The 19,354-nt window shown below is 68.4% G+C and carries 24 protein-coding genes and 1 pseudogene; 11 read left to right on the top strand and 14 right to left on the bottom strand.

Going from position 1 to position 19,354, the window contains the following annotated elements; translation table 11 throughout:
• Positions 1–7: 7 nt before the first annotated feature.
• The 3 genes from sdhD to ACFJIT_RS06115 all read right to left on the bottom strand — a co-directional run bounded on the left by sdhD (position 8) and on the right by ACFJIT_RS06115 (position 1,006).
• Positions 8–388, bottom strand: a complete 381-nt coding sequence (gene sdhD, locus ACFJIT_RS06125; protein WP_130518057.1) for a succinate dehydrogenase, hydrophobic membrane anchor protein — start codon at positions 386–388, stop codon at positions 8–10.
• A complete protein-coding gene (sdhC, locus tag ACFJIT_RS06120; protein ID WP_379655336.1) occupies positions 385–780 on the bottom strand; it encodes a succinate dehydrogenase, cytochrome b556 subunit in 396 nt (131 codons plus the stop codon). The genes sdhD and sdhC overlap by 4 nt, the downstream gene beginning before the upstream one ends.
• A 73-nt stretch (positions 781–853) precedes the next feature.
• Positions 854–1,006 carry a DUF1674 domain-containing protein gene (locus ACFJIT_RS06115; protein ID WP_130518053.1) on the bottom strand — a complete coding sequence of 51 codons (153 nt, stop codon included), beginning with the start codon at positions 1,004–1,006 and terminating at the stop codon, positions 854–856.
• Positions 1,007–1,045: 39 nt separating this feature from the next.
• Here ACFJIT_RS06115 and ACFJIT_RS06110 point away from each other — a divergent pair, with 39 nt between their 5' ends.
• Positions 1,046–1,909 carry a YgfZ/GcvT domain-containing protein gene (locus ACFJIT_RS06110; protein ID WP_379655335.1) on the top strand — a complete coding sequence of 288 codons (864 nt, stop codon included), beginning with the start codon at positions 1,046–1,048 and terminating at the stop codon, positions 1,907–1,909.
• A gap of 14 nt (positions 1,910–1,923) precedes the next feature.
• On the opposite strand, the gene ACFJIT_RS06105 is transcribed toward ACFJIT_RS06110, so the two are convergent.
• The 3 genes from ACFJIT_RS06105 to ACFJIT_RS06095 all read right to left on the bottom strand — a co-directional run bounded on the left by ACFJIT_RS06105 (position 1,924) and on the right by ACFJIT_RS06095 (position 6,307).
• Positions 1,924–2,550, bottom strand: a complete 627-nt coding sequence (locus ACFJIT_RS06105; RefSeq protein ID WP_379655334.1) for a glutathione S-transferase family protein — start codon at positions 2,548–2,550, stop codon at positions 1,924–1,926.
• 117 nt (positions 2,551–2,667) lie between these two features.
• Positions 2,668–5,280 (bottom strand): DUF3857 domain-containing protein, encoded by a 2,613-nt coding sequence (locus tag ACFJIT_RS06100; RefSeq protein WP_337052691.1) that lies wholly within the window; start codon positions 5,278–5,280, stop codon positions 2,668–2,670.
• Between the two features lie 202 nt (positions 5,281–5,482).
• A complete protein-coding gene (locus ACFJIT_RS06095; protein WP_130518045.1) occupies positions 5,483–6,307 on the bottom strand; it encodes a glycine zipper 2TM domain-containing protein in 825 nt (274 codons plus the stop codon).
• Between the two features lie 166 nt (positions 6,308–6,473).
• Between ACFJIT_RS06095 and ACFJIT_RS06090 the strand changes: the two genes are divergently transcribed.
• Together ACFJIT_RS06090 and ACFJIT_RS06085 are read left to right on the top strand one after the other, a co-directional pair.
• Positions 6,474–6,698 carry a DUF6116 family protein gene (locus tag ACFJIT_RS06090; RefSeq protein WP_130522698.1) on the top strand — a complete coding sequence of 75 codons (225 nt, stop codon included), beginning with the start codon at positions 6,474–6,476 and terminating at the stop codon, positions 6,696–6,698.
• A gap of 4 nt (positions 6,699–6,702) precedes the next feature.
• The gene (locus ACFJIT_RS06085; protein WP_337052694.1) at positions 6,703–7,467 is read left to right on the top strand and encodes a TatD family hydrolase; all 765 of its coding nucleotides are present in this window, start codon (positions 6,703–6,705) and stop codon (positions 7,465–7,467) included.
• A 96-nt stretch (positions 7,468–7,563) separates the two neighbouring features.
• Here ACFJIT_RS06085 and ACFJIT_RS06080 read toward each other — a convergent pair whose 3' ends face one another.
• Entirely contained in the window at positions 7,564–8,409 is an 846-nt protein-coding gene (locus ACFJIT_RS06080) for a tRNA threonylcarbamoyladenosine dehydratase (protein WP_337052695.1), read from the bottom strand.
• Positions 8,410–8,477: 68 nt separating this feature from the next.
• Between ACFJIT_RS06080 and ACFJIT_RS06075 the strand changes: the two genes are divergently transcribed.
• Both ACFJIT_RS06075 and ACFJIT_RS06070 read left to right on the top strand, forming a co-directional pair.
• Entirely contained in the window at positions 8,478–8,894 is a 417-nt protein-coding gene (locus ACFJIT_RS06075; RefSeq protein ID WP_130518039.1) for a hypothetical protein, read from the top strand.
• Between the two features lie 160 nt (positions 8,895–9,054).
• The gene (locus ACFJIT_RS06070) at positions 9,055–9,534 is read left to right on the top strand and encodes a glycine zipper 2TM domain-containing protein (protein ID WP_337052696.1); all 480 of its coding nucleotides are present in this window, start codon (positions 9,055–9,057) and stop codon (positions 9,532–9,534) included.
• A gap of 93 nt (positions 9,535–9,627) precedes the next feature.
• Here the strand turns inward: ACFJIT_RS06070 and ACFJIT_RS06065 are convergent, their stop codons facing one another.
• Positions 9,628–9,837 (bottom strand): cold-shock protein, encoded by a 210-nt coding sequence (locus ACFJIT_RS06065; RefSeq protein ID WP_130518035.1) that lies wholly within the window; start codon positions 9,835–9,837, stop codon positions 9,628–9,630.
• Between the two features lie 230 nt (positions 9,838–10,067).
• On the opposite strand from ACFJIT_RS06065, the gene ACFJIT_RS06060 reads away from it, so the two are divergent.
• From ACFJIT_RS06060 to ACFJIT_RS06050, 3 genes and pseudogenes are all read left to right on the top strand, one after another.
• The gene (locus tag ACFJIT_RS06060) at positions 10,068–10,553 is read left to right on the top strand and encodes a DUF456 domain-containing protein (protein WP_379655333.1); all 486 of its coding nucleotides are present in this window, start codon (positions 10,068–10,070) and stop codon (positions 10,551–10,553) included.
• Between the two features lie 119 nt (positions 10,554–10,672).
• Positions 10,673–11,939 (top strand): annotated as a pseudogene (locus ACFJIT_RS06055) (phosphatidylserine/phosphatidylglycerophosphate/cardiolipin synthase family protein).
• The gene (locus ACFJIT_RS06050; RefSeq protein WP_337052698.1) at positions 11,936–13,072 is read left to right on the top strand and encodes a phospholipase A; all 1,137 of its coding nucleotides are present in this window, start codon (positions 11,936–11,938) and stop codon (positions 13,070–13,072) included. Before ACFJIT_RS06055 ends, ACFJIT_RS06050 begins: the two are co-directional and overlap by 4 nt.
• A 37-nt stretch (positions 13,073–13,109) precedes the next feature.
• On the opposite strand, the gene ACFJIT_RS06045 is transcribed toward ACFJIT_RS06050, so the two are convergent.
• Positions 13,110–13,646 (bottom strand): thioredoxin domain-containing protein, encoded by a 537-nt coding sequence (locus tag ACFJIT_RS06045; RefSeq protein ID WP_337052699.1) that lies wholly within the window; start codon positions 13,644–13,646, stop codon positions 13,110–13,112.
• A gap of 30 nt (positions 13,647–13,676) precedes the next feature.
• Positions 13,677–14,144, bottom strand: a complete 468-nt coding sequence (locus ACFJIT_RS06040) for a redoxin domain-containing protein (protein WP_379655734.1) — start codon at positions 14,142–14,144, stop codon at positions 13,677–13,679.
• Positions 14,145–14,383: 239 nt separating this feature from the next.
• Here ACFJIT_RS06040 and arsC point away from each other — a divergent pair, with 239 nt between their 5' ends.
• The gene (arsC, locus tag ACFJIT_RS06035) at positions 14,384–14,764 is read left to right on the top strand and encodes an arsenate reductase (glutaredoxin) (protein WP_337052700.1); all 381 of its coding nucleotides are present in this window, start codon (positions 14,384–14,386) and stop codon (positions 14,762–14,764) included.
• A 3-nt stretch (positions 14,765–14,767) separates the two neighbouring features.
• On the opposite strand, the gene ACFJIT_RS06030 is transcribed toward arsC, so the two are convergent.
• The 4 genes from ACFJIT_RS06030 to ACFJIT_RS06015 all read right to left on the bottom strand — a co-directional run bounded on the left by ACFJIT_RS06030 (position 14,768) and on the right by ACFJIT_RS06015 (position 17,762).
• Positions 14,768–15,142 (bottom strand): hypothetical protein, encoded by a 375-nt coding sequence (locus ACFJIT_RS06030; RefSeq protein WP_337052701.1) that lies wholly within the window; start codon positions 15,140–15,142, stop codon positions 14,768–14,770.
• Positions 15,143–15,172: 30 nt separating this feature from the next.
• Positions 15,173–15,811, bottom strand: coding sequence for a glutathione S-transferase family protein (locus ACFJIT_RS06025; RefSeq protein WP_337052702.1), 639 nt, complete (start codon positions 15,809–15,811; stop codon positions 15,173–15,175).
• Positions 15,812–15,832: 21 nt separating this feature from the next.
• Positions 15,833–16,117: a hypothetical protein gene (locus tag ACFJIT_RS06020; RefSeq protein ID WP_130533213.1), complete on the bottom strand. Its 285-nt coding sequence runs from the start codon at positions 16,115–16,117 to the stop codon at positions 15,833–15,835.
• Positions 16,118–16,196: 79 nt separating this feature from the next.
• The gene (locus tag ACFJIT_RS06015) at positions 16,197–17,762 is read right to left on the bottom strand and encodes a fumarate hydratase (RefSeq protein ID WP_130518019.1); all 1,566 of its coding nucleotides are present in this window, start codon (positions 17,760–17,762) and stop codon (positions 16,197–16,199) included.
• Positions 17,763–17,870: 108 nt separating this feature from the next.
• Between ACFJIT_RS06015 and ACFJIT_RS06010 the strand changes: the two genes are divergently transcribed.
• Positions 17,871–18,746, top strand: coding sequence for an RNA polymerase sigma-70 factor (locus ACFJIT_RS06010; protein WP_337052703.1), 876 nt, complete (start codon positions 17,871–17,873; stop codon positions 18,744–18,746).
• 155 nt (positions 18,747–18,901) lie between these two features.
• Positions 18,902–19,351, top strand: a complete 450-nt coding sequence (locus ACFJIT_RS06005) for a carboxymuconolactone decarboxylase family protein (RefSeq protein WP_337052704.1) — start codon at positions 18,902–18,904, stop codon at positions 19,349–19,351.
• Positions 19,352–19,354: the final 3 nt, after the last annotated feature.

Below are 19,354 nucleotides of genomic sequence, written 5' to 3'. Positions count from 1 at the left end.
GGTGGCGTTAGTTCCCCAAGGCGATGCGGACCACGGCGAACACGCTGGCCAGCGCACCGAGGAAGCAGACGAAGCGGACCAGCAGCTGCGACACGAAGGCGGTCAGCGGGGTGTGCACGTAATCCTCCAGGATCACCTGCAGGCCCAGCTGCGCGTGCCAGAACATCGCCACCAGGAAGGCCACCAGCAGCGTGGCGTTCCAGGGCCGGGCGATGGCGTCGGTGGCGGCCAGGTAGTCGGCGTGGATCAGGCCGACCACGAAATAGACAAACCACAGCCCGAGGAAGATTAGGGCCACGGCCGTATAGCGCTGCACCACCCAGTGATGCAGGCCGGCGTGCGCCGAGCCCAGGCCCTTGGCCTGCTTGAGCGGGTTGCGGAAGCTCATGCCACACCTCCCTTGGCCAGCACGCCGCCCCAGACCAGCAGCGCCAGGACCAGGCTACCGGCGCTGACCAGCCAGCCGTTGCGCACGAAGGCCGAGACCGCATAGCCCAGGCCGCCGTCCTGCGCCAGGTGGCGGATGCCGTTGAGCAGGTGGTAGGTGAAGGCCCAGGTCCACAGGAACAGGAAGACCAGCCCGTACCACGTGCCCGCCTGGGCGGAGATCCAGGTCCAGGCATCGGGGCCGGAGGCCAGCGCGACCAGCGCGGCGGCGATCAGCAGTGCGCCGAGGGACAGGATGACGCCGGTGGCGCGATGCAGGATGGACGTGGCCATCTGGATCTGCCAGCGATACACCTGCAGGTGCGGGGAAAGCGGACGTTGACGTGTCGCCATTGGATTGGCTCTTAGTCTCGGCTGGGCGGTCGGGAAAGGCCGCGTTGGCTGGAAGGCGCCGTGGATTCGACTTTCAGAAGTCGATGCAGCGCCCGTTCTTTTCCCAGTCCCCGTAGCGGGTCGGCTCGGGGCCGTCGCGGCCGCCGATCTCCTTCTGCGCCGGAGCCTGTTCGGGCTTCTGCGTTTCAGGCTCGGGGACGGGGGTGGGAGGGGTTTGGCCTATCATGTGAGTCTCGCAACGCACAAAATGTTAATCCTCACGATCTTGACTGACAACCACGCAAATCCCAGTGAACGGGCCTTTGCCCTCCCCGACCACGGCGTGGTCGGTCTGGAGGGGTCGGATGCGGTGGCGTTCGCGCAGGCGCAGTTCGCCAACGATCTGCATGCGCTGGAGGACGGTCGCTGGCAGTGGAACGCCTGGCTGACGCCCAAGGGCCGGGTGATCGCCGTTTTCGCCGTGCTGCGTCTGGCCACGGATCGACTGGTGCTGGTCGTGCCCGATGTGCCGGCCGTCGAACTGGCCACCGCGCTCAAGCGCTTCGTGTTCCGCAAGAAGGTCGTCGTCTCCGTGCCCGCCGACCTGCATGCCCAGGGGCTGTTCGCCGCCTGGACGAACGCGCAAGGCGCCCTGCTCGCCCAGGGCGACGCCGGCATCGCGATGGATGTCGGCAGCGCCCACCAGCCGCGCACGCTGCTGCTGGGCAAGACCGCGGGCGAAGCGGATGCGGCCGCGCTGGAGCGCTGGCGCGACCTGGATCTGGCGCACGGCCTGCCGCGCCTGGAGGCCAGCCAGCGCGAACAATGGACGCCGCAGCAGCTCTCGCTGGAGCGCCTGCGCGCCTTCAGCGTCAAGAAGGGCTGCTATCCCGGCCAGGAGATCGTGGCCCGCACGCATTTCCTCGGCAAGGCCAAGCGCGGTCTGGCGCTGCTGGAGAGCGACACCCTGCTGCAGGCGGGGGCGCCGGTCGCGGACGCCGAACGCGAAGTCGGCCAGGTGGTCTGCGCCAGCCATCGCGCCCCCGGCCCGGTGCTGGCGATCCTGCCGCTGGAGCTCCCTGCCATCGACCTGTACAGCGGCGACCAGCACCTGGCCCAGCGCGTCCTGCTCGACGGACTGGCGCGCTGAGGCGACGCCCTCGCTCAGGCGTGGGCGAGCAGCGGCGGCCTGGGCATCGGCGTGATGCCGTCGACGGCCAGCATCCTGGCCAGCCAGGCGCGCACCTGCGGGAAGGCCTCCAGCGACACACCGCCATCGTCGGCGCAGTGCGTGTACGCGAACAGCGCCAGATCGGCGATCGACATCGTCTCCGCGCCGAACCAGGCCTGCGCCTGCAGGTGACGCTCCATCACCGCCAGCGCATCGGCGGCACGCTCGCGCAGCCGCGGCAGCTCCGCGTGGCGCGGTGAGTCCGGCGGGATCCAGCCACAGATGAAGCGTGCCACGGCCACATAGGGCTCGTGGCTGTACTGCTCGAAGAACATCCACGCCAGCACCTGCGCCCGCTGCCAGGGATCGGCCGGCATCAAGGCACTGCCCTCGGCCAGCCAGCACAGGATTGCGTTGGACTCGGCCAGCACCTGCCCGTCCTCGCGCTCGAGGATCGGCACGCGCCCATTGGCGTTCTTGGCCAGGAACTGCGGCGTGCGCGTCTGCCCGGCCGCGCTGTCCACCTCGACCCAATCGCACGGCCGCTGCAGCAGCGTCAGCGCCATGCGCACCTTGTGGCAATTGCCCGAAGAGGACATGCCATACACCTTGATCGTCATCACTGCCCCCATGGGCCGGCCCGGACCTATTGTGCCGGCAGGATCCACCGCCTGGTTGGGGTGGATGAGCTTTGAGCCACCGTCGAGGTGATCAATCCCGCGCTGGCTTACCCGCCTTCAGCGCGCCAGCCTCACGATGCCGACGACGACCCCGATCAACAACAGCACGATGCCTGCGGCGATGGCCATGCCCGCCAGCGCACGCCGCCGCGACGTCGCGGCGCTCGCCGCGACCGCGTTGATCGCAGAAACCATCCCCCATCCGCATCCACACAACATGAGCAGGCCAGCCGACATCAGGCCGGGGAATCGCGCGCTATCCAACTCCGCCTCGCTGTTCAGCCAGGTGACATGACCCTGCAGCGCCACCAGTGCGCCCAGACTGAAGGGCAGCGCCGAGAACGTTGCGACCACCAGCGCCTGGCAAATGCCGTCGAATGTCGCGGCCTTGCACCGGAGCCAACCGAGCGCCATGCGCAGCAGGCCAGCGCTGATCGCGGCCCGCAGCCAGCCGCCGATGACGGCGGCAAAGATCAGCACCAGCGCAACCGCCTGGATCGGAAGTTTCGTGCCAGGGACCAGCTTGTCGGCCGCCATGTCGAAGTAGGTCAGGCCGAAATAGGCGAGCCAGGCACAGGCCATGCTCCAGGGCCTTGCCGGGACCGCGAGGGCCGCATGACGCGGGGCGAACAGAACCGACATCGGCAGACTGCCGCGGCGGAACGGATAGCAGGCCAGGACCAGCAGGCCAGCGAGCAGCAGGCCGGCAAACGGCCAGCACCAGTCCCGCCAGCTCCCCCACAGCGACTGCCGGGACTCCAGTTCCAGCGGAAACACCAGCAGGTCGCGTGCCTGTGCCATGTCCCGCGCCGCGCGCTCCATGCCGCTCGCGGGAATCTGCTTGGCCAGGCGCGTCCACTCTCCCGTGATGTGCAGTGTCTTGCCCTCCACGCGCGTGCTGCGCACGAAGCGGAACCAGGGGTTTTCGACAACCTCGCGCGCATCCGGAATGTCGAATCCGTTCCCAGCCTGCACTTCCATCGTCTGCACCGCGAAGCGGGGACCGCCCAGCGCATACGGCGTGCTGCGCGCCTGATTGGGCAGCTTGGTCATCCAGTCGTTGAGCTGGAACAGCCAGAGATCGAGCACGGTCCCGTCGACGCGTTTCCACATCAGGCGATATCGCTCATGCATGTCGACCATGCCCTCGCCGGGCTCCTGCATGACGGGTTTGCCTAGTGCCGAAAGGCCTTCGTAAAAATCCTGCATGTACCTGAGATAGCGCTCACCGGTGGCTTGGTCGCCGTTGCGCCGATACCCCGACGCGACCGACTCGCCCTCTCCCTGCCGGTAGCGGGTGGACAGATCGAACGTGGCCTCGTAACCATCATCGGTCGAGCGCACCTGCACCCGTTCGGAGACCTCGACCTGCGGCTTGGCTGGCAGAGGGTACGGAATATCGATCAGTGCACCGCCGCCAGCCACCAGCGGCAAGCCGACGCGATAAGGCAGCGCCAGGCGCTCGTTCAGGGGGCCGAACTCGCGGTCGCGCGTGGCGTCGATCCACACCTCGCCGCCAGGCAGATGCGCACGCACGACCACGTGATCGAACAGGTTCGCAGATGGCAGTGCTTCGCCCAGGTTCTTCCCCGGTTGGGTGTTGACGAGGACCGGCTCGGCGCGCACACCGGCGAGCCCGAGCAGGGCGACCAGCAGGGTGGTCTTGTCCTTGCAGTCGCCAAAACGGTCGGCGAGCGTCGCCTCCGGCGCGTGCGGCGCATGCGAATTGACGCCCATGTCCAGGCCCGTGTAACGGATCTGGCCCTGCACGAACGCAACGGCGCGCTGCAGCGACGCCTCCGGCTGGGCCGGATCCAACTTGAGCTGCGAGGCCATCGCGGCGGCCACCGCCGGATCACGGAAGCTGCGTGGATACAGGGGCGCCGCCCAGGCCACGATGTCGGACCAGCTCCTGGCCGTGGACAGGCGGATGGTGCCCAAGCTGGCATAGCCTGCCGGCGTTTGCTCCGGCTCGATCACCGATGGCAGGTTGCGCGCGGTGATATCCAACGTCTCCACACCGCCAGCACCGGTCTTGGAGATCGCGAATCCCGGAACGCTCACTTGCGCGAAGACCGGCTGGATCTGCGGGTAGCGCACCCGCACGCGCCTCCAGCCGACCGGCACGTTGTAGCGCGCCCCGAAGTCGTCGTAGTAAGCGGACCCGAAGATCGGGTTCTGCCCGATCACCATGAAGCTGTAGTCGAGCCGATCACCGACCCGCAGGTCCGGCACCGTGACGTTCAGCGTGACCCGCCCATCCAGCAATCCCGAGTCGAGCTGCTGCTCCCGACGCAGACGGGCATAGCTGGCACGGTCCCGCATGTCGATGCGGCGGCCGTCGCGCAGCACCTCGATCTCGCTCAGCACCAGGCGCTGGTACTCCGGCTGGTAATCGACGCTGAAGTTTCCGCCGTCGGTCAGCCCTTGCTCGCGCAGTACGGTGAATCCGATATGCCGATACCAGACCGGCTTCGCGCCGGTCAGATCGACCTGGTCGGACACGACCTCATACCGGAGGTTGCCCGCAGCCGGTGCGGGATGACCGGTCTCCGTCGGTTCATCGGCGACCCAGGCTGGCGTTGCCGCCATGTCCGGACGATCGATCGCCCCTGCCGCCGCCGCGACCGCCAGCCATAGCGCCATGCCAAACCACACCTTGCCTATCATCCTTTCCCCATGGCCCGCGTCATGGCGGGCAGTTCCTGTTGGCGCGCCCAAGGCTGCCGAAACACCCCGACGCCGATGCGCCGTCCCCACGGCGCGCACTTCATTGTAGGACCGTCCGGGCCTGGGCGATCGACCTGCCCCATACGCAAAGGGCCGGCTCTTTCGAGCCGGCCCTGCTTGTCGCCCTTGTTGTCTGGGAACCTCAGCCGCGCGGGCTGGAATCCAGCGCGGCGGTTTGGGTGACCACGCGGCCGTCGATCACGGGCAGGCGGTCCGAGTCGGGCTTGCGGTCCAGGCGCACGGTCTTCTCGGCGCCGTCGTAGCGGTAGGTCACGTTGTAGCCGGTGACCTCGCTGGACTTGCCCATGGCGATGCGGCTGCCGGGCTTCTGGTCCATGCGCATGGTGCCGGTGGTGCCATCCGGGTTGCGATAGGTCACGTTGTAGCCGGTCACGCGCGAGGACTCGGACGTGGCGTTCTCGGTATGGCACTGGCGCTCGGTGCGCTGCACGACGCGGCCGCCGACGTGGTTGCGGTCGATGCGGTTACCGGCGAAGCCGCCGGCCACGGCGCCGGCGGCGGTCGCCAGGTCGCGACCGTGACCGCCGCCGATCTGGTGGCCGACCAGGCCGCCGACCAGCGCACCGACGACGGTGCCGCCGACATTGCCGTCGCGCTCGGGCAGACGGTCGTTAACGACCACGTCCTCACAGACCTCACGCGGGGTCGTGGTCGTGGTGGTCTCGCGCACCGGATCGGTGCCGATCACCGTGGCGTACAGCGTGCCCTTCTGCGTGATCGGCACGACATTGACGATATCGGCGTAATCGACCTGCGTGCCCGTGGGCACCGCGCTGGCCGGCAAGGCATCGCCGTTCTCCAGCGGCGTGGTCGCCGCCAGCTCGCCCTGCGGCGCGGTGGCGAAGGTCTCCGCCGAACTCCGGTGGTTCATGTAAGCCGCAGTGGCAACGCCGCCGAACAGCAGCGCCCCAGCGCCAACCAGGATCAGGGTGGTGGTGTTCTTCATGACGCCTCTCCATCACGGGCCTTGCCCGCACTGTGTTGGCCTGGATTGTTGTCGCATGAAGCTGAACAAGGCACCGAACGACACAGCCGAACCCCGCTAGCGGCTAAACGCCGTGCCAGGCGACGCCGTGTTAGCGTTTCCAGATCCAGATCGCTGCGAGGCCGTCATGCCAAGCCCTCTCGTTTCCCCGCTGCTGCGCTGGGCGCGCCGGCTGCGCCACCCCACCCTGTTCAAGCTCACCGCGCTGCTGTTCGTGGTGGACCTGGCGGTACCGGACTTCATTCCTTTCGTCGACGAGATCCTGCTGGGCCTGGGCACGCTGTTGCTGGCCAACTGGAAGGACCGCCGCGCCCAGCCGTCGCTGGACACCCGGCCGCGCTCGGCACGCTGATCGCGTGCTGACCGACAGCCACTGCCACCTCGACGCCGCAGAGTTCGACGCCGATCGCGACGCAGTCATCGCCCGTGCCCTAGCGGCCGGCGTGCGACGCCAGGTCGTCCCGGCGATCGATGCGGCTGGCTGGCCGGCGCTGCGCAGGCTGTGTAGCCAGCACGCGGGGCTGTATCCGGCTTATGGCCTGCATCCGATATTCCTGCAGGCCCACGCGCCGGAGCATCTGGATCTGCTGCGCGAATGGATCGAGCGCGAGCGCCCTGTGGCCATCGGTGAGTGCGGGCTGGATTTCTTCGTCGAGGGATTGGACCACCAGACGCAGCAGATTTACTTCGAGGGCCAGTTGGCGCTGGCGCGGGAGTTCGACCTGCCGCTGATCGTGCATGCGCGGCGCGCGGTGGAAGCGGTGATCGTGGCGGTCCGCAAGGTCGGCGGGCTGCGTGGCGTGGTGCACAGCTATGCCGGCAGCGAGGAACAGGCCCGGCAGCTGTGGGACAACGGCTTCATGATCGGCTTGGGTGGACCGGTGACATACGAGCGCGCCCAGCGCCTGCGCCGCCTGGCCGCGCGCATGCCGCTGGAGCATCTGCTGCTGGAAACCGATGCACCCGATCAGCCCGATGCCGAACACCGCAGACAGCGCAACGAGCCGGCGCGTCTGGCGCGCGTGTGCGAGGTGATCGCCGAGCTGCGCGACCAGCCGTATGAAGAGGTCGCACGGGTTACGTCCGATAACGCCACACGGCTGTTCGGACTTCGGGACTGAGCCCTGCCCAGGGGGTCCCAACTGCCGGCGCCCAAGGCTCACGGTTCCCGCGTCGCTTCACGATGTCCCGGCCGCCGATGGGAAGGCGGCCCACCCTCACACGGTGGCGGGCGTTTCTTCCTTGCGCGGCTTGAGCAGCAGTTCGATGGCCCGCCCCGCCGCGGCGAAAGCGAAGGTGCCGGTGACGTGGGTGGCCGCGCCCAGGCCGGCGCCGCAGTCCAGTTTCAAGGCCGCCTCGGCGCCCAGCACCGGCCGCAAGCCGCAGACGCTGCCATCGGCCTGCGGGTACTGGACGTTCTGCAGGGAGTAGATCGCCGACACGCCGAAGTAGCGCTGCGGATTGCGCGGAAAGTTGAACTCGGCGCGCAGCTTCTTGCGGACCAGCGCCAGCATCGCATCGTGCTCGGTGCGCGAGAGATCGCGCACGCGGACCTGGGTCGCGTCGGTTCGCCCGCCGGCCGAGCCCACGGTGATCATCGGCAGCTTGCGGCGGCGGCACCAGGCGATGGTCTCGACCTTGGTGCGGAAGCTGTCGCAGGCATCGATCACCAGGTCCAGCGGCTGGCCAAGCAGCGCCTCCAGGTTGGAGGAGGTCAGGAAGGACTCGACGACCTCCAGCTGGATCTCCGGATTGATCGCGCGGCAGCGTTCGGCCATCACCACGACCTTGTTGCGGCCGTACTGTCCGTCCAGCGCCGGCAGCTGGCGGTTGGTATTGGACAGGCAGATGTCGTCGGCATCGATCAGCACCAGCCTGCCCACGCCGCTGCGTGCCAGCGCCTCGACCACCCACGAGCCGACCCCGCCCATGCCGATCACCGCGACCGCGCGCTGGGACAGGCGTTCGACCGCGCCGACGCCGTAGAGGCGGTCCACGCCGGCGAAGCGTTCTTTCCACAGGGTGGTGACAGGGCTGACAGTTGGCGAGGCGGCGGCGTTCATGACGCTATTGTAGGAGCGCGGCTTCGGCCGTCGTACCATCGATCACACCGTCCCAAGGAGCACGCCCCGTGGCCAGCCAAGCATCCCGTTTCCTGTTCCTGTTCCTGCTCGGCCTGCTGGTCGGCGGGGTGATCACGGTGATGGGGATGCGCGCGCTGCAGGCGCGGCAGGATCCGTTCCCGCATAGCGTGATGCACGTGATGGCCAAGCAGACCGATGTGCTCAAGGCGAATCTGGCCGCCAACCGCTGCACGGCCAGCGACGCTCTGCCCCGGCTGCAGACGCTGCGCGCGGTCAGCAACGATCTGGAAACTGCGTTCCCCGATCTGGCCGAGGACTCCAGGTTCGTGACCCATGCCGGCCAGCTGCGGGCGACGCTGGACGGCGCGCTGTCGGCGCCGCCGGTCGGCTGCCCGGACACCAAGGCCGTGGTCGCGCGCATCGGCGAGGCCTGCAAGGCCTGCCACGACGACTTCGCGCACTGACCGGCGGCGGAGGATGAACGGCGTCTGATGAGGCCTTCGGTCGGGCCCGTGGCAAGCGGTTTCAATTGATGCCGCGTTCATGGCGATGACAACACGATGCCGGGCACGCGGCGCTTGCCGCATTCCACCTGGCACGCCCGCGGGGCGAAGGAGTCATCCGATGCAGTTCAAAACTCTCGTCCTGATGAGCGCTGGCGTGCTGACCCTGGCGGGCTGCGCTACCACCAGCCCGAACTATGGCTACCGCGATGATTACCGCGGTTCCTCCTATCCGCCCGCCTCGTCGCGCTACTGCGCCGACTGCGGCATCGTCACCCGCATCGATCCGGTCTCCTCCAACCGCAGCGCGCCCACCGGCACCGGTGCGGTGCTGGGCGGCATCGTCGGCGCGGTCGCCGGCCGCGAGATCTCCAAGGAGACCGGCGGCAGCAAGGGCAACAAGAACGTGGCCGCCGTCGCCGGCGCGGTGGGCGGCGCGCTGGCCGGCAACGCGATCCAGGACCGCGTCACCGGCGATACCTATGACGTGACCGTGCGCATGGACGATGGCCGCACCATCGTGATCAACCAGCGCGACCTGGGCGGCGTGACCGAGAACACCTACGTGCGCGTGGTCAATGGCCGTGTGGTGATCCGCTGACCTGTCGGCAGCCGAATGGCAGGCACGAAAAAGCCCGGCTTCCGCCGGGCTTTTTCGTTTGCGCCTGGTCGCGGGGGAACGACCCGCGCGGGCTCAGACAGGCTGGACAGCGTCGGCCTGCAGGCCCTTCTGGCCCTGGACGACGGTGAAGGTCACCTTCTGGCCTTCCTTGAGGCTCTTGAAGCCCTGCGTCTGGATGGCGCGGAAGTGCACGAACACGTCCTCGCCATTCTCACGACTGATGAAGCCAAAACCCTTCGCATCGTTGAACCATTTCACGGTTCCGGTTTCGCGGTCTGCCATTGCGGATCTCCTTGGAACAGGGGTTGGGTACGCCGGGTCGGGCGGCTGGTTGCAAGGAGGAGCCGAGGTACGACGATGTAGCGGATCTTTGGATCTACCGCATCAGGCCACGATTCACGGTGACCTTGGCAAACGCAGCGGCTTGACAGTAGCGCGGCCAATATGAAAAAGCAACGCCCTTCAACGCACGTTCATAAAATCATAACCCCATGTTCCTAAAGGAAAAATAAGTGGAATTACAGACGGCGATGTACGTCTTGGCGGCGCTGATGATCCTGGCCGGCGTGCTCGGCGTGGTGCTTCCGGTACTTCCGGGACTTCCGCTGGCCTTCGCCGGCATGCTGCTTGCGGCATGGGCCGGCGGATTCGAGCAGGTCGGCTGGGTCACGCTGACCGTGCTGGGCCTGCTCACCGCGCTGTCGCTGGCCGTGGATGTGCTGTCCACCGCGATGGGCGCGCAGCGGGTCGGCGCCAGTCGCCTGGCCATCATCGGCTCGGTGATCGGCACCGTGCTGGGCCTGTTCTTCATGCCGCTGGGACTGCTGGTCGGGCCCTTCGCCGGTGCGCTGGTTGGCGAGCTGATCCACGGGCGCGAGCTGCGCCAGGCCGGCAAGGTCGGGCTGGCGACCTGGGTCGGGCTGGTTGTGGGCGTGGTGCTCAAGGTGGGCTTGGCCTTCGCGATGCTGGCGGTGTTTTTGATCGCCTGGTTCTACTAGGCCTGCCCTCGATCTCCCGGAAGGTCCCAACGCCTTCACGCAACGCGTGAAGGCGGCTTTGCCAGAATCCCGCCGCATTGGGCCCAAGGCGGCCTGCGGGGATTGGGGATGTCGGTCGCATGACCTGGATGATCGCGGCAGCGGTGGTGCTGACGCTGGTGGTGGTGCTGCTCGCGCTGAACTTCGCCACGCCGGAGAAAAAACTCGAGCACGTGCCGCCGCATCGCCATGGTGTGGACGATCCGCAGTTCATGCGCGAGATGTCCGTGCTGCTCGGCCCGGCCATCACCCCGGGCAACCGCATCGAGGTGCTCAACAACGGGCACGAGATCTTCCCGGCGATGCTGGACGCCATCGCCGGCGCCCGGCGGACCATCACCTTCGAGACCTATATCTACTGGTCGGGCCGGATCGGACGCGAGTTCAGCCAGGCGCTGGCCGAGCGCGCCCGGCAAGGCGTGCAGGTCAAGGTGACCATCGACTGGGGCGGCAGCCTGAAGATGGACCGGCGCCCTGGTCGAGGAGATGGAACAGGCCGGCGTGGAGGTCCATCGCTACCGCCCGCTGGTCTGGTACAACCTGCAGCGCATCAACAACCGCACCCATCGCAAGCTGCTGGTGATCGATGGGCGCATCGGCTTCACCGGCGGAGTCGGCGTGGCCGACCAGTGGCTGGGACAGGCGCAGGATCCGGAGCACTGGCGCGATACTCACTACCGCATCGAAGGCCCGGTGGTGGCGCAGGTGCAGACCGCCTTCAACGACAACTGGATCAAGTCCACCGGCCGGGTGCTCGATGGCGAGGCCTTCTACCCGCTGCTGGATCCCGTCGGCGAGAGTCCGGCGCAGCTTTTCCTGGCCTCGCCTTCCGGCGGCAGCGAGAGCATGCATCTGATGTATCTGCTGGCCATCGCCGCGGCCACGCGCACGATCGACCTGGCCGCGGCCTACTTCGTCCCCGATGCGCTGATCACCCGGTCGCTGCTGGAGGCGCGGGCGCGCGGCGTCGCCATCCGTGTGCTGCTGCCCGGTCCGCATATCGATTCGCTGTCGGTGCGGCTGGCCTCGCGGGCCAGCTGGGGGCCGCTGCTGGAAGCCGGCATCCAGATCAGCGAGTACCAGTCGACGATGCTGCACACCAAGCTGCTGATCGTCGATGGCCTGCTGGTGTCGGTGGGCTCGACCAACTTCGACATCCGCTCGTTCCGGCTCAACGACGAGGCCAGCCTCAACGTCTACGACCCGGCGCTGGCCGAACGCATGACGGCGCTGTACGAGAGCGATCTGGCCAAGGCCACGCCTTATTCCCTGCAGCGCTGGCGCACACGGCCGCTGCGGGAGAAACTGTTCGAAACCCTCATCCTTCCCATCAGGTCACAGCTATGAGCCGCCCGCACCCCCTGCCCCGACTCTTGTCCCTGCTGTGCGTTGCCGCCGCGCCTGGCGCGGCGGCTGCCCAGGACGGCACCACCACCATTACCCCGGCCTCGGTCGAGGCCTGCGGTCTGATCACCGTCGACGCCCAGCGCCTGGCCTGCTACGACACTGCGATCAAGCGCGTGGCGCCCAGCACCGCGCAGGCCGATGCGGCGGCCAGCATCGCCAAGGAGCAGAAGGATCTGGACGCCAGCAGCGCCAAGGCCAAGCGCCGCGGCGGCTCGATGTACGCCGACGACGACTACGACGCGGTGCTGGCCAATGCGGGCAAGGGCTCGCTGCTGGACTCGCGCTGGGAGCTGGCGGCCGCATCCAAGCTGGGCGTGTTCCAGATGCGCGCCTACAAGCCGGTGTACCTGCTGCCGGCGTTCTGGACGTCGAAGAAGAACGAGATGCCCTCCTCGCCCAATCCGGACAACACGGTGACCGTGGCGCAGGACCTGCAGAGCATCGAGACCAAGTTCCAGCTGAGCTTCAAGACCAAGTTCGTGGAGAACCTGTTCGGCGACAACGGCGACATCTGGGGCGGCTATACGCAGAGCTCGCGCTGGCAGACCTACAACAGCGAGGCCTCGCGCCCGTTCCGCGAGACCAACTACGAGCCGGAAGTGATGATGGTGTTCCGCACCAACTATTCACTCGGCGACTGGCACGGGCGCCTGGCCGGGCTGAGCCTCAACCACCAGTCCAACGGCCGCGGCGACCCGCTCTCGCGCAGCTGGAACCGGGTGATCGGCATGATCGGCTTCGACCGCGACAACTGGGCGCTGGTGGTGCGGCCGTGGTACCGCATCCCGGAGGGCCACGACGACGACAATCCGGACATCGAAAACTACATGGGCCGCGGCGACGCCACGCTGACCTACAGCCACGATGGCCACGAGTTCTCGCTGATGGGCCGGCACTCACTGCGCGGCGGCGACCAGTCGCATGGCGCGCTGCAGGCTTCCTGGGGCTTCCCGATCGACCGCAACCTGCGCGGGCATATCGAGATCTTCCACGGCTATGGCGAGAGCCTGATCGACTACAACCACAAGGCCACCTACATCGGCCTGGGCATCTCGCTGCTGGAGTGGTACTGAGGCCCGGCGCTGGCGCGCAGCGGCGCGCCAGCGCGCTTCAAGCCCTCGACTGGGCGATCAACGCCTCAATCGGCGCCGCCAGCTCGTCGAAGCCGCTGCGCACGTCGTAGCGCTGGCCGTTGAGGAAGAAGGCCGGCGTGCCGTTCACGCCGCTGCGCAGGCCGCCGTCCAGGTCGGCCTGGACGCGTTCGAGCAGCGAGCGCGACTGCAGCGCCGACTCGAGCGCATCGGCCCCAAGCCCCAGGGTCTCCAGGAGCTCGGCGTACAGCGACCCGCCGAGCCGGTCCTGGTTTTCGAACAGCGCGTCGTGGGCCGGCCAGAACTTGCTGTGTTGGCCGGCGAATTCAGCCACCAGCGCAGCCGGCAAGGCCTGGGGATGGGCCTGGCTCAGCGGGAAATTGCGGAACACCAGACGCAGGTCGTGGCCGAAGCGGGCCTGCAGCTGGCGCACGACCGGGAAGGCCTGGGCGCAGTACGGACACTGGTAGTCGGCGTACTCGACCAGCGTGACCGGCGCATCGGCCGGACCCTGGGCGTGGTCGTCGGGGCCGACCGGGATGCGAAGCGTGGACATGGGAGTCTCCTTGTGCGGCCGGCTCGGCCTTCAGCCTTTGGGCAGGGCGTCGAGCGCGTCCAGGACGCCGTCCACGCCGGGATTGATCGCGGTGGGCGAGAGATAGCTCCAGGCGATCGTGCCCTGTGCATCGATCACGAACAGGGCGCGCTTGCAGTAGCCGTGCTCGGCATCGTAGGCGCCGTAGCGTCGGGCGACGGCGCCCTTGGGTTCGAAGTCCGACAGCAGCTCGAACCCCAGCTTGCGGTCGGCGATGAAGGCCTGGTGGCACCAGACGCTGTCCACCGAGATGCCGAGCACCGTGGCCCCGGACTTGGCGATCAACGGGAGGGCGGTGTTGAACAGCACCAGCTCGTCGCCGCAGACCGGGCTCCAGTCCGCCGGATAGAACACCAGCACGACCGGCCGGCCGCTCAGCTCATGCAGCGCGAGCGCCTGGTCGGGTGTGGCATTGAGGCTGAAATCCGGCGCCTGCGTGCCGGCCGGGAGAACGGCTATGGGACTGTCTGAGGCGGATATGGCAGCGTTCCTGTCGACCGGATGTCGCCCACTGTCGCGCAGCGACTGGAAACATGGCGTCAGGAAGACCGGCCTGGTCGTGCGCCCGTTCGGCGCGGACCTCTCCCCGGTGGCACGTAGAATGGTCGGCCGTCCCAGGCCTTCTCAAGGAACTCCGCGATGCACGATCCCGGCACCGAGCCACCGCGTTCCGCACGGCTGCGCGGGGGCGGCGCGCGATGAGCCAGACGCCGAGCCATGATCCGCAGACCGTGGTGATCTGGCACAACCCGCGCTGCGGCAATTCGCGTGGGGCGCTGGAGCTGATCCGCCAGGCCGGCATCGAGCCGCATATCGTCGACTACCTCAACGACCCGCCGGATCGGGCCACGCTGACCGCGACGCTGGCGGCCACCGGCCAGCCCCTGCGCGAACTCATGCGCCGCAAGGAGCCCGAGTATGCGCAGCTGGGCCTGGACGATCCGGGCATCGACGATGCGGGGCTGATCGAGGCCATGCTGCGCCATCCGGTGCTGATCAACCGCCCCATCGTGATCACCGCACGCGGGACGCGGCTGTGCCGACCGCCGGAGCAGGTGCTGGCGCTGTTGGCGGACTGAGGGTTACTCGAACCAGCCGCCGCACGAGGTGATGCAGCCGCGCCAAGTGCTGGTGCAGCTGGCGTAATCGGGACTGGGATCGACGCATGTCGGGCCGCCCGGATTGTTCGCTCGCTGGCAGCGCTGTTTGTCCGCATCCTTCACCCAGGGCGAGCACCGCTGCTCGACGTGATCCCGCTGCGCCTGGCAACTGCCCCGCGCGCTCAGCGCCAAGGACTCGGCCGCGTTATTGCACTGCAGGCGCTGCTGGTCGCATTGCTCGGCACAGACGGCACCGGCCGCACTAGCCGGCCGATGCACCTTGTCGGCCCAGCAACCGCTCAGCGCCGAGGCGCACAGCAGGATCGCCACGGCACGAATCGACAGACCGTTTCCCATCGTCACCCTCCCTGTGGCAACGGACCGGAGCTACTGCCAGTCGGTGATGCCTTCGCGGCGGTAGGTCTCGTGGAAGGACGGCAAGGCCTTCATCCGCGCCGCAAACGCCTTGAGCACCGGCCAATCGTCGGTGGGCCGCGGCATGTAGCGCGACCAGCGCATCAGCATGGTCAGCACGAAATCGGCCGCGCTGCGCTGCTCGCCCAGCAGGTAGGGGCCGTTGGCTTCCAGATGGTCGGCCACCTGCTGCCAGGCGTACTCAAGCGCAACGCGCGCGGCGGCCTTGACCGGTTCGATGTTGATCTCGCCCGCCGGTTCGTCCGGATAGAACCAGCTGCGATACGCCGGCATCAGCGTATAGGTGCAGAAGAACAGCCAGCGGTAGTACGCGGCGCGCTCCGGCGTGCCCACGGCCGGGGCGAGGCCGGCCTGCGGATGCAGCTCGGCCAGGTGCATGACGATGGCGGCCGATTCGGTCAGGACCTGCCCGTCCAGCACCAGCGTGGGCACGCGGCCCTGCGGGTTGAGCCGGAGGTACTCGGGCGATCGCTGCGCGCGGGTGTCGAAATCGACCAGCTCCAGCCGGTGCGGGATGTCCAGTTCGATCAGGAGCCAATGCACGACCAGGCTGGCGGTGCTGGGGCTGTAGTAGAGAACGGCGTCGGTCATGGAGGCGGCCTGCGTGGGGGGTCAGTCGCCGACCAGGCGGCCACCGCAGTCCAGCACGCAGTCGCGGTGCGTGGTGGCGCAGGAGGCCGCCGTCGGCTTGGGATCGGAGCGGGCGCCGCCGAGCGTGGCGGGCGCGCTGTGCATCGGCGCGCCGGTGCAGGCCGCGCGCAGCGTGTCGCACTGGCGCGCGCAGGCCTGGCCTTGCGGGGTGGCCGGGCGCAGCAACGTGGTCTCGGACACGCCGGGATCGGTGCTGGCGCAGGCGGCGAGCAGCGGCAGACACGCCGCCAGGATCCATGCTTTCACCACCCCTCCTGCCGCAAACGAACAGGGCCGGAGTATGCACGCCGGCCCTGCTGTCCTGCACGCGTTGGCGCCGCAGCGCTTACGCCGGTTCGACCACCACCGGAATCTTGCCGATCCTTGCCTGCCACTGGCGCGGGCCGGTCTTGTGCACCGACTCGCCGGTGGCATCCACCGCCACGGTGACCGGCATGTCCTTGACCTCGAATTCGTAGATCGCCTCCATGCCCAGGTCCTCGAAGGCCAGCACGCGCGCGGCCTTGATCGCCTTGGACACCAGATAGGCCGAACCGCCGACCGCCATCAGATAGACCGCCTTGTTGTCGCGGATGGCCTCGATCGCCGCCGGGCCGCGCTCGGCCTTGCCGACCATGCCCAGCAGGCCGGTCTGCTCCAGCATCTGCCGGGTGAACTTGTCCATGCGCGTGGCCGTGGTCGGGCCGGCCGGGCCGACGACCTCATCGCGCACCGGGTCTACGGGTCCGACGTAGTAGATGAAGCGGCCCTTGAGGTCCACCGGCAGCGTCTCACCGCGGTTGAGCATGTCCACCATGCGCTTGTGCGCCGCATCGCGGCCGGTGAGCAGCTTGCCGTTGAGCAGCAGCACCTCACCGGGCTTGAAGGTGGTGACTTCCTCGGCGGTGATGGTGTCCAGGTCCACACGGCGCGCGCCCTGCGGGTTGTAGGTCAGCGTGGGCCAGTCCTCCAGCGAGGGCGGGTCGAGCATCACCGGACCGCTGCCGTCCAGGGTGAAGTGGGCGTGGCGGGTGGCGGCGCAGTTGGGGATCAAGGCCACCGGCAGGTTGGCCGCGTGGGTCGGGTAGTCCTTGACCTTGATGTCCAGCACCGTGGTCAGGCCGCCCAGGCCCTGGGCGCCGATGCCCAGCGCGTTGACCTTCTCGTACAGCTCCAGGCGCAGCTCCTCGGCGCGGTTGGAGGCGCCGCGGGCCTGCAGGTCGACGATGTCGATTGGCTCCATCAGCGCTTCCTTGGCCAGCAGCATCGCCTTCTCGGCGGTGCCGCCGATGCCGATGCCCAGCATGCCCGGCGGGCACCAGCCGGCGCCCATGGTCGGCACGGTCTTGAGCACCCAGTCCACGATCGAGTCGGACGGGTTGAGCATGGCGAACTTGGACTTGGCCTCCGAGCCGCCGCCCTTGGCCGCCACGATCACCTCCACCTTGTTGCCCGGCACCACCTTGACGTTGACCACGCCCGGCGTGTTGTCGCGGGTGTTGATGCGCTTGCCGGCCGGATCGGCCAGTACGCTGGCGCGCAGCTTGTTGTCCGGGTCGTTGTAGGCGCGGCGCACGCCCTCGTGGACCATGTCCTCCACGCCCATCGTGGCGTCGTCCCAGCGCACGTTCATGCCGATCTCGAGGAACACGGTGACGATGCCGGTGTCCTGGCAGATCGGGCGGTGGCCTTCGGCGCACATGCGCGAGTTGATCAGGATCTGGGCGATGGCGTCCTTGGCGGCCGGCGATTCCTCGCGCTCGTAGGCGGCGGCGAGGTTCTTGATGTAGTCCACCGGGTGGTAGTAGCTGATGTACTGCAACGCATCGGCCACGGACTGGATCAGGTCTTCCTGCCGGATCGACACCGGCGCGGTGGACGCCGGCGGGGCGGCATGGGTGTGGAGGTTCATGGCTGGCTCGACGCTAGCGGTGGGAAGTGAGGAATCGGGACATTTTAGGCCAAACTGCCGCGCCGGCCCCGCTGTCACACCGGCGCCCGCTCCCGCGTCCTGGGACTCATGCGACCCGCCATCCGTTTCGAAACGCACCGTTCCCGCCTGTTGGCGCTGGCCCATCGCCTGCTGGGCAGCCGCGCAGAGGCCGAGGACGTGGTCCAGGAGGCCTGGCTGCGCTGGCAGGGCGCGGCGCAGGAGGAGATCCGCGACGAGGAGGCCTGGCTGGTCACCGCCACCACGCGTTTGGCGCTGGACCGGTTGCGCGCGGTGCGCAACGCCCGCACCGACTACGTCGGCCCATGGCTGCCCGAGCCGCTGCAGGTGGCGTTGGCCCCCGACCCGGCCGAACGCGCCGAGCAGGCCGAATCGGTGTCCTGGGCCTTGATGGCGCTGCTGGAGCGGCTGGGGCCGGACGAGCGCGCCGCCTTCCTGCTCAAGGAAGTGTTCGACTACGACTACGAGGCGATCGCCGCGTTGCTGGGCCACAGCCAGGCCAACTGCCGGCAGCTGGTGCACCGGGCCCGCGCGCGGCTGCAGGCCGGGCACGCGCGGTTCGAGGTGCCGGCCGATCGCCATCGCCGCCTGCTGGAGACGTTCATGGCCGCCTCGCAGTCCGGCGACCAGGCGGCCATCGCCGCGTTGCTGCGCGCCGATGCGCGGCTGGTATCCGACGGCGGCGGCAAGGTCACCGCCGCGCTGCGCCCGCTGCTGGGCGCCGAGCGCATCGCGCGGCTGTACTGGGCCATCGCCCGGCGTGGCGCCCAGGTGGAGGCGCGCGTGGGCTGGGTCGATGGCGAGCCGGCGATCCTGCGCTTCGTGGACGGCCGGCTGCATTCATTGACCATGCTGGTCAGCGACGGCGAGCGCATCAGCGACATCCTGACCCTGATGAATCCGGACAAGCTGGCCGCCGTGGCGGTCCAGTCGGGCCGCCCGTAGCGCCGACCGTGCGTGTCTGGGTCCGAACCTGGCGACGATCTTCTTCAACCTCCCCTGTGCGGAAGGAGACGCCGGAGCTGTCACGCGAGCCACCTCTGGCGCGTCCTTGCAGGGAAGGCGGCCCTGTCGGTCGCCACGCTGAAAGGATCTTGCGCATGAGCGCCACCACCTTCGCCCGCATCGACTACACCCGCCATCTGCCCAAGGCCACCCAAGCGCTGCTGACGCTCAGCCAGCACGTCCACGGGGGCGTGCTCGAACACGCGCTGGTGGAACTGGTATTCCTGCGCGTCTCCCAGCTCAACGGCTGCGCCTACTGCCTGGACATGCATGCCACGGCGCTGCGCAAGGCCGGCGTGGAGCCGCGCAAGCTCGATACCGTGGCGGCCTGGCGCGACAGCCGCCTGTTCGACGCCCGCGAGCGCGCCGCACTGGCCTGGGCCGAGGGCCTGACCACCCTGCCCTCGGGCGAACCGGAAGAGGCCGCGTACCAGGCGCTGCAGGCGCACTTCGACGAGGAAGCCATCGCCACCCTGACCATGGCCGTGGCCACCATCAACGCCTGGAACCGGCTCGGCGTGGGCCTGCAGCCGCAGATGCCGTGAGGC

Origin of the sequence: Pseudoxanthomonas sp. UC19_8 (genome assembly GCF_042700505.1) — a bacterium.
Taxonomy (GTDB): domain Bacteria; phylum Pseudomonadota; class Gammaproteobacteria; order Xanthomonadales; family Xanthomonadaceae; genus Pseudoxanthomonas_A; species Pseudoxanthomonas_A winnipegensis.
This window is presented reverse-complemented; position numbering and strand designations above follow the sequence as displayed.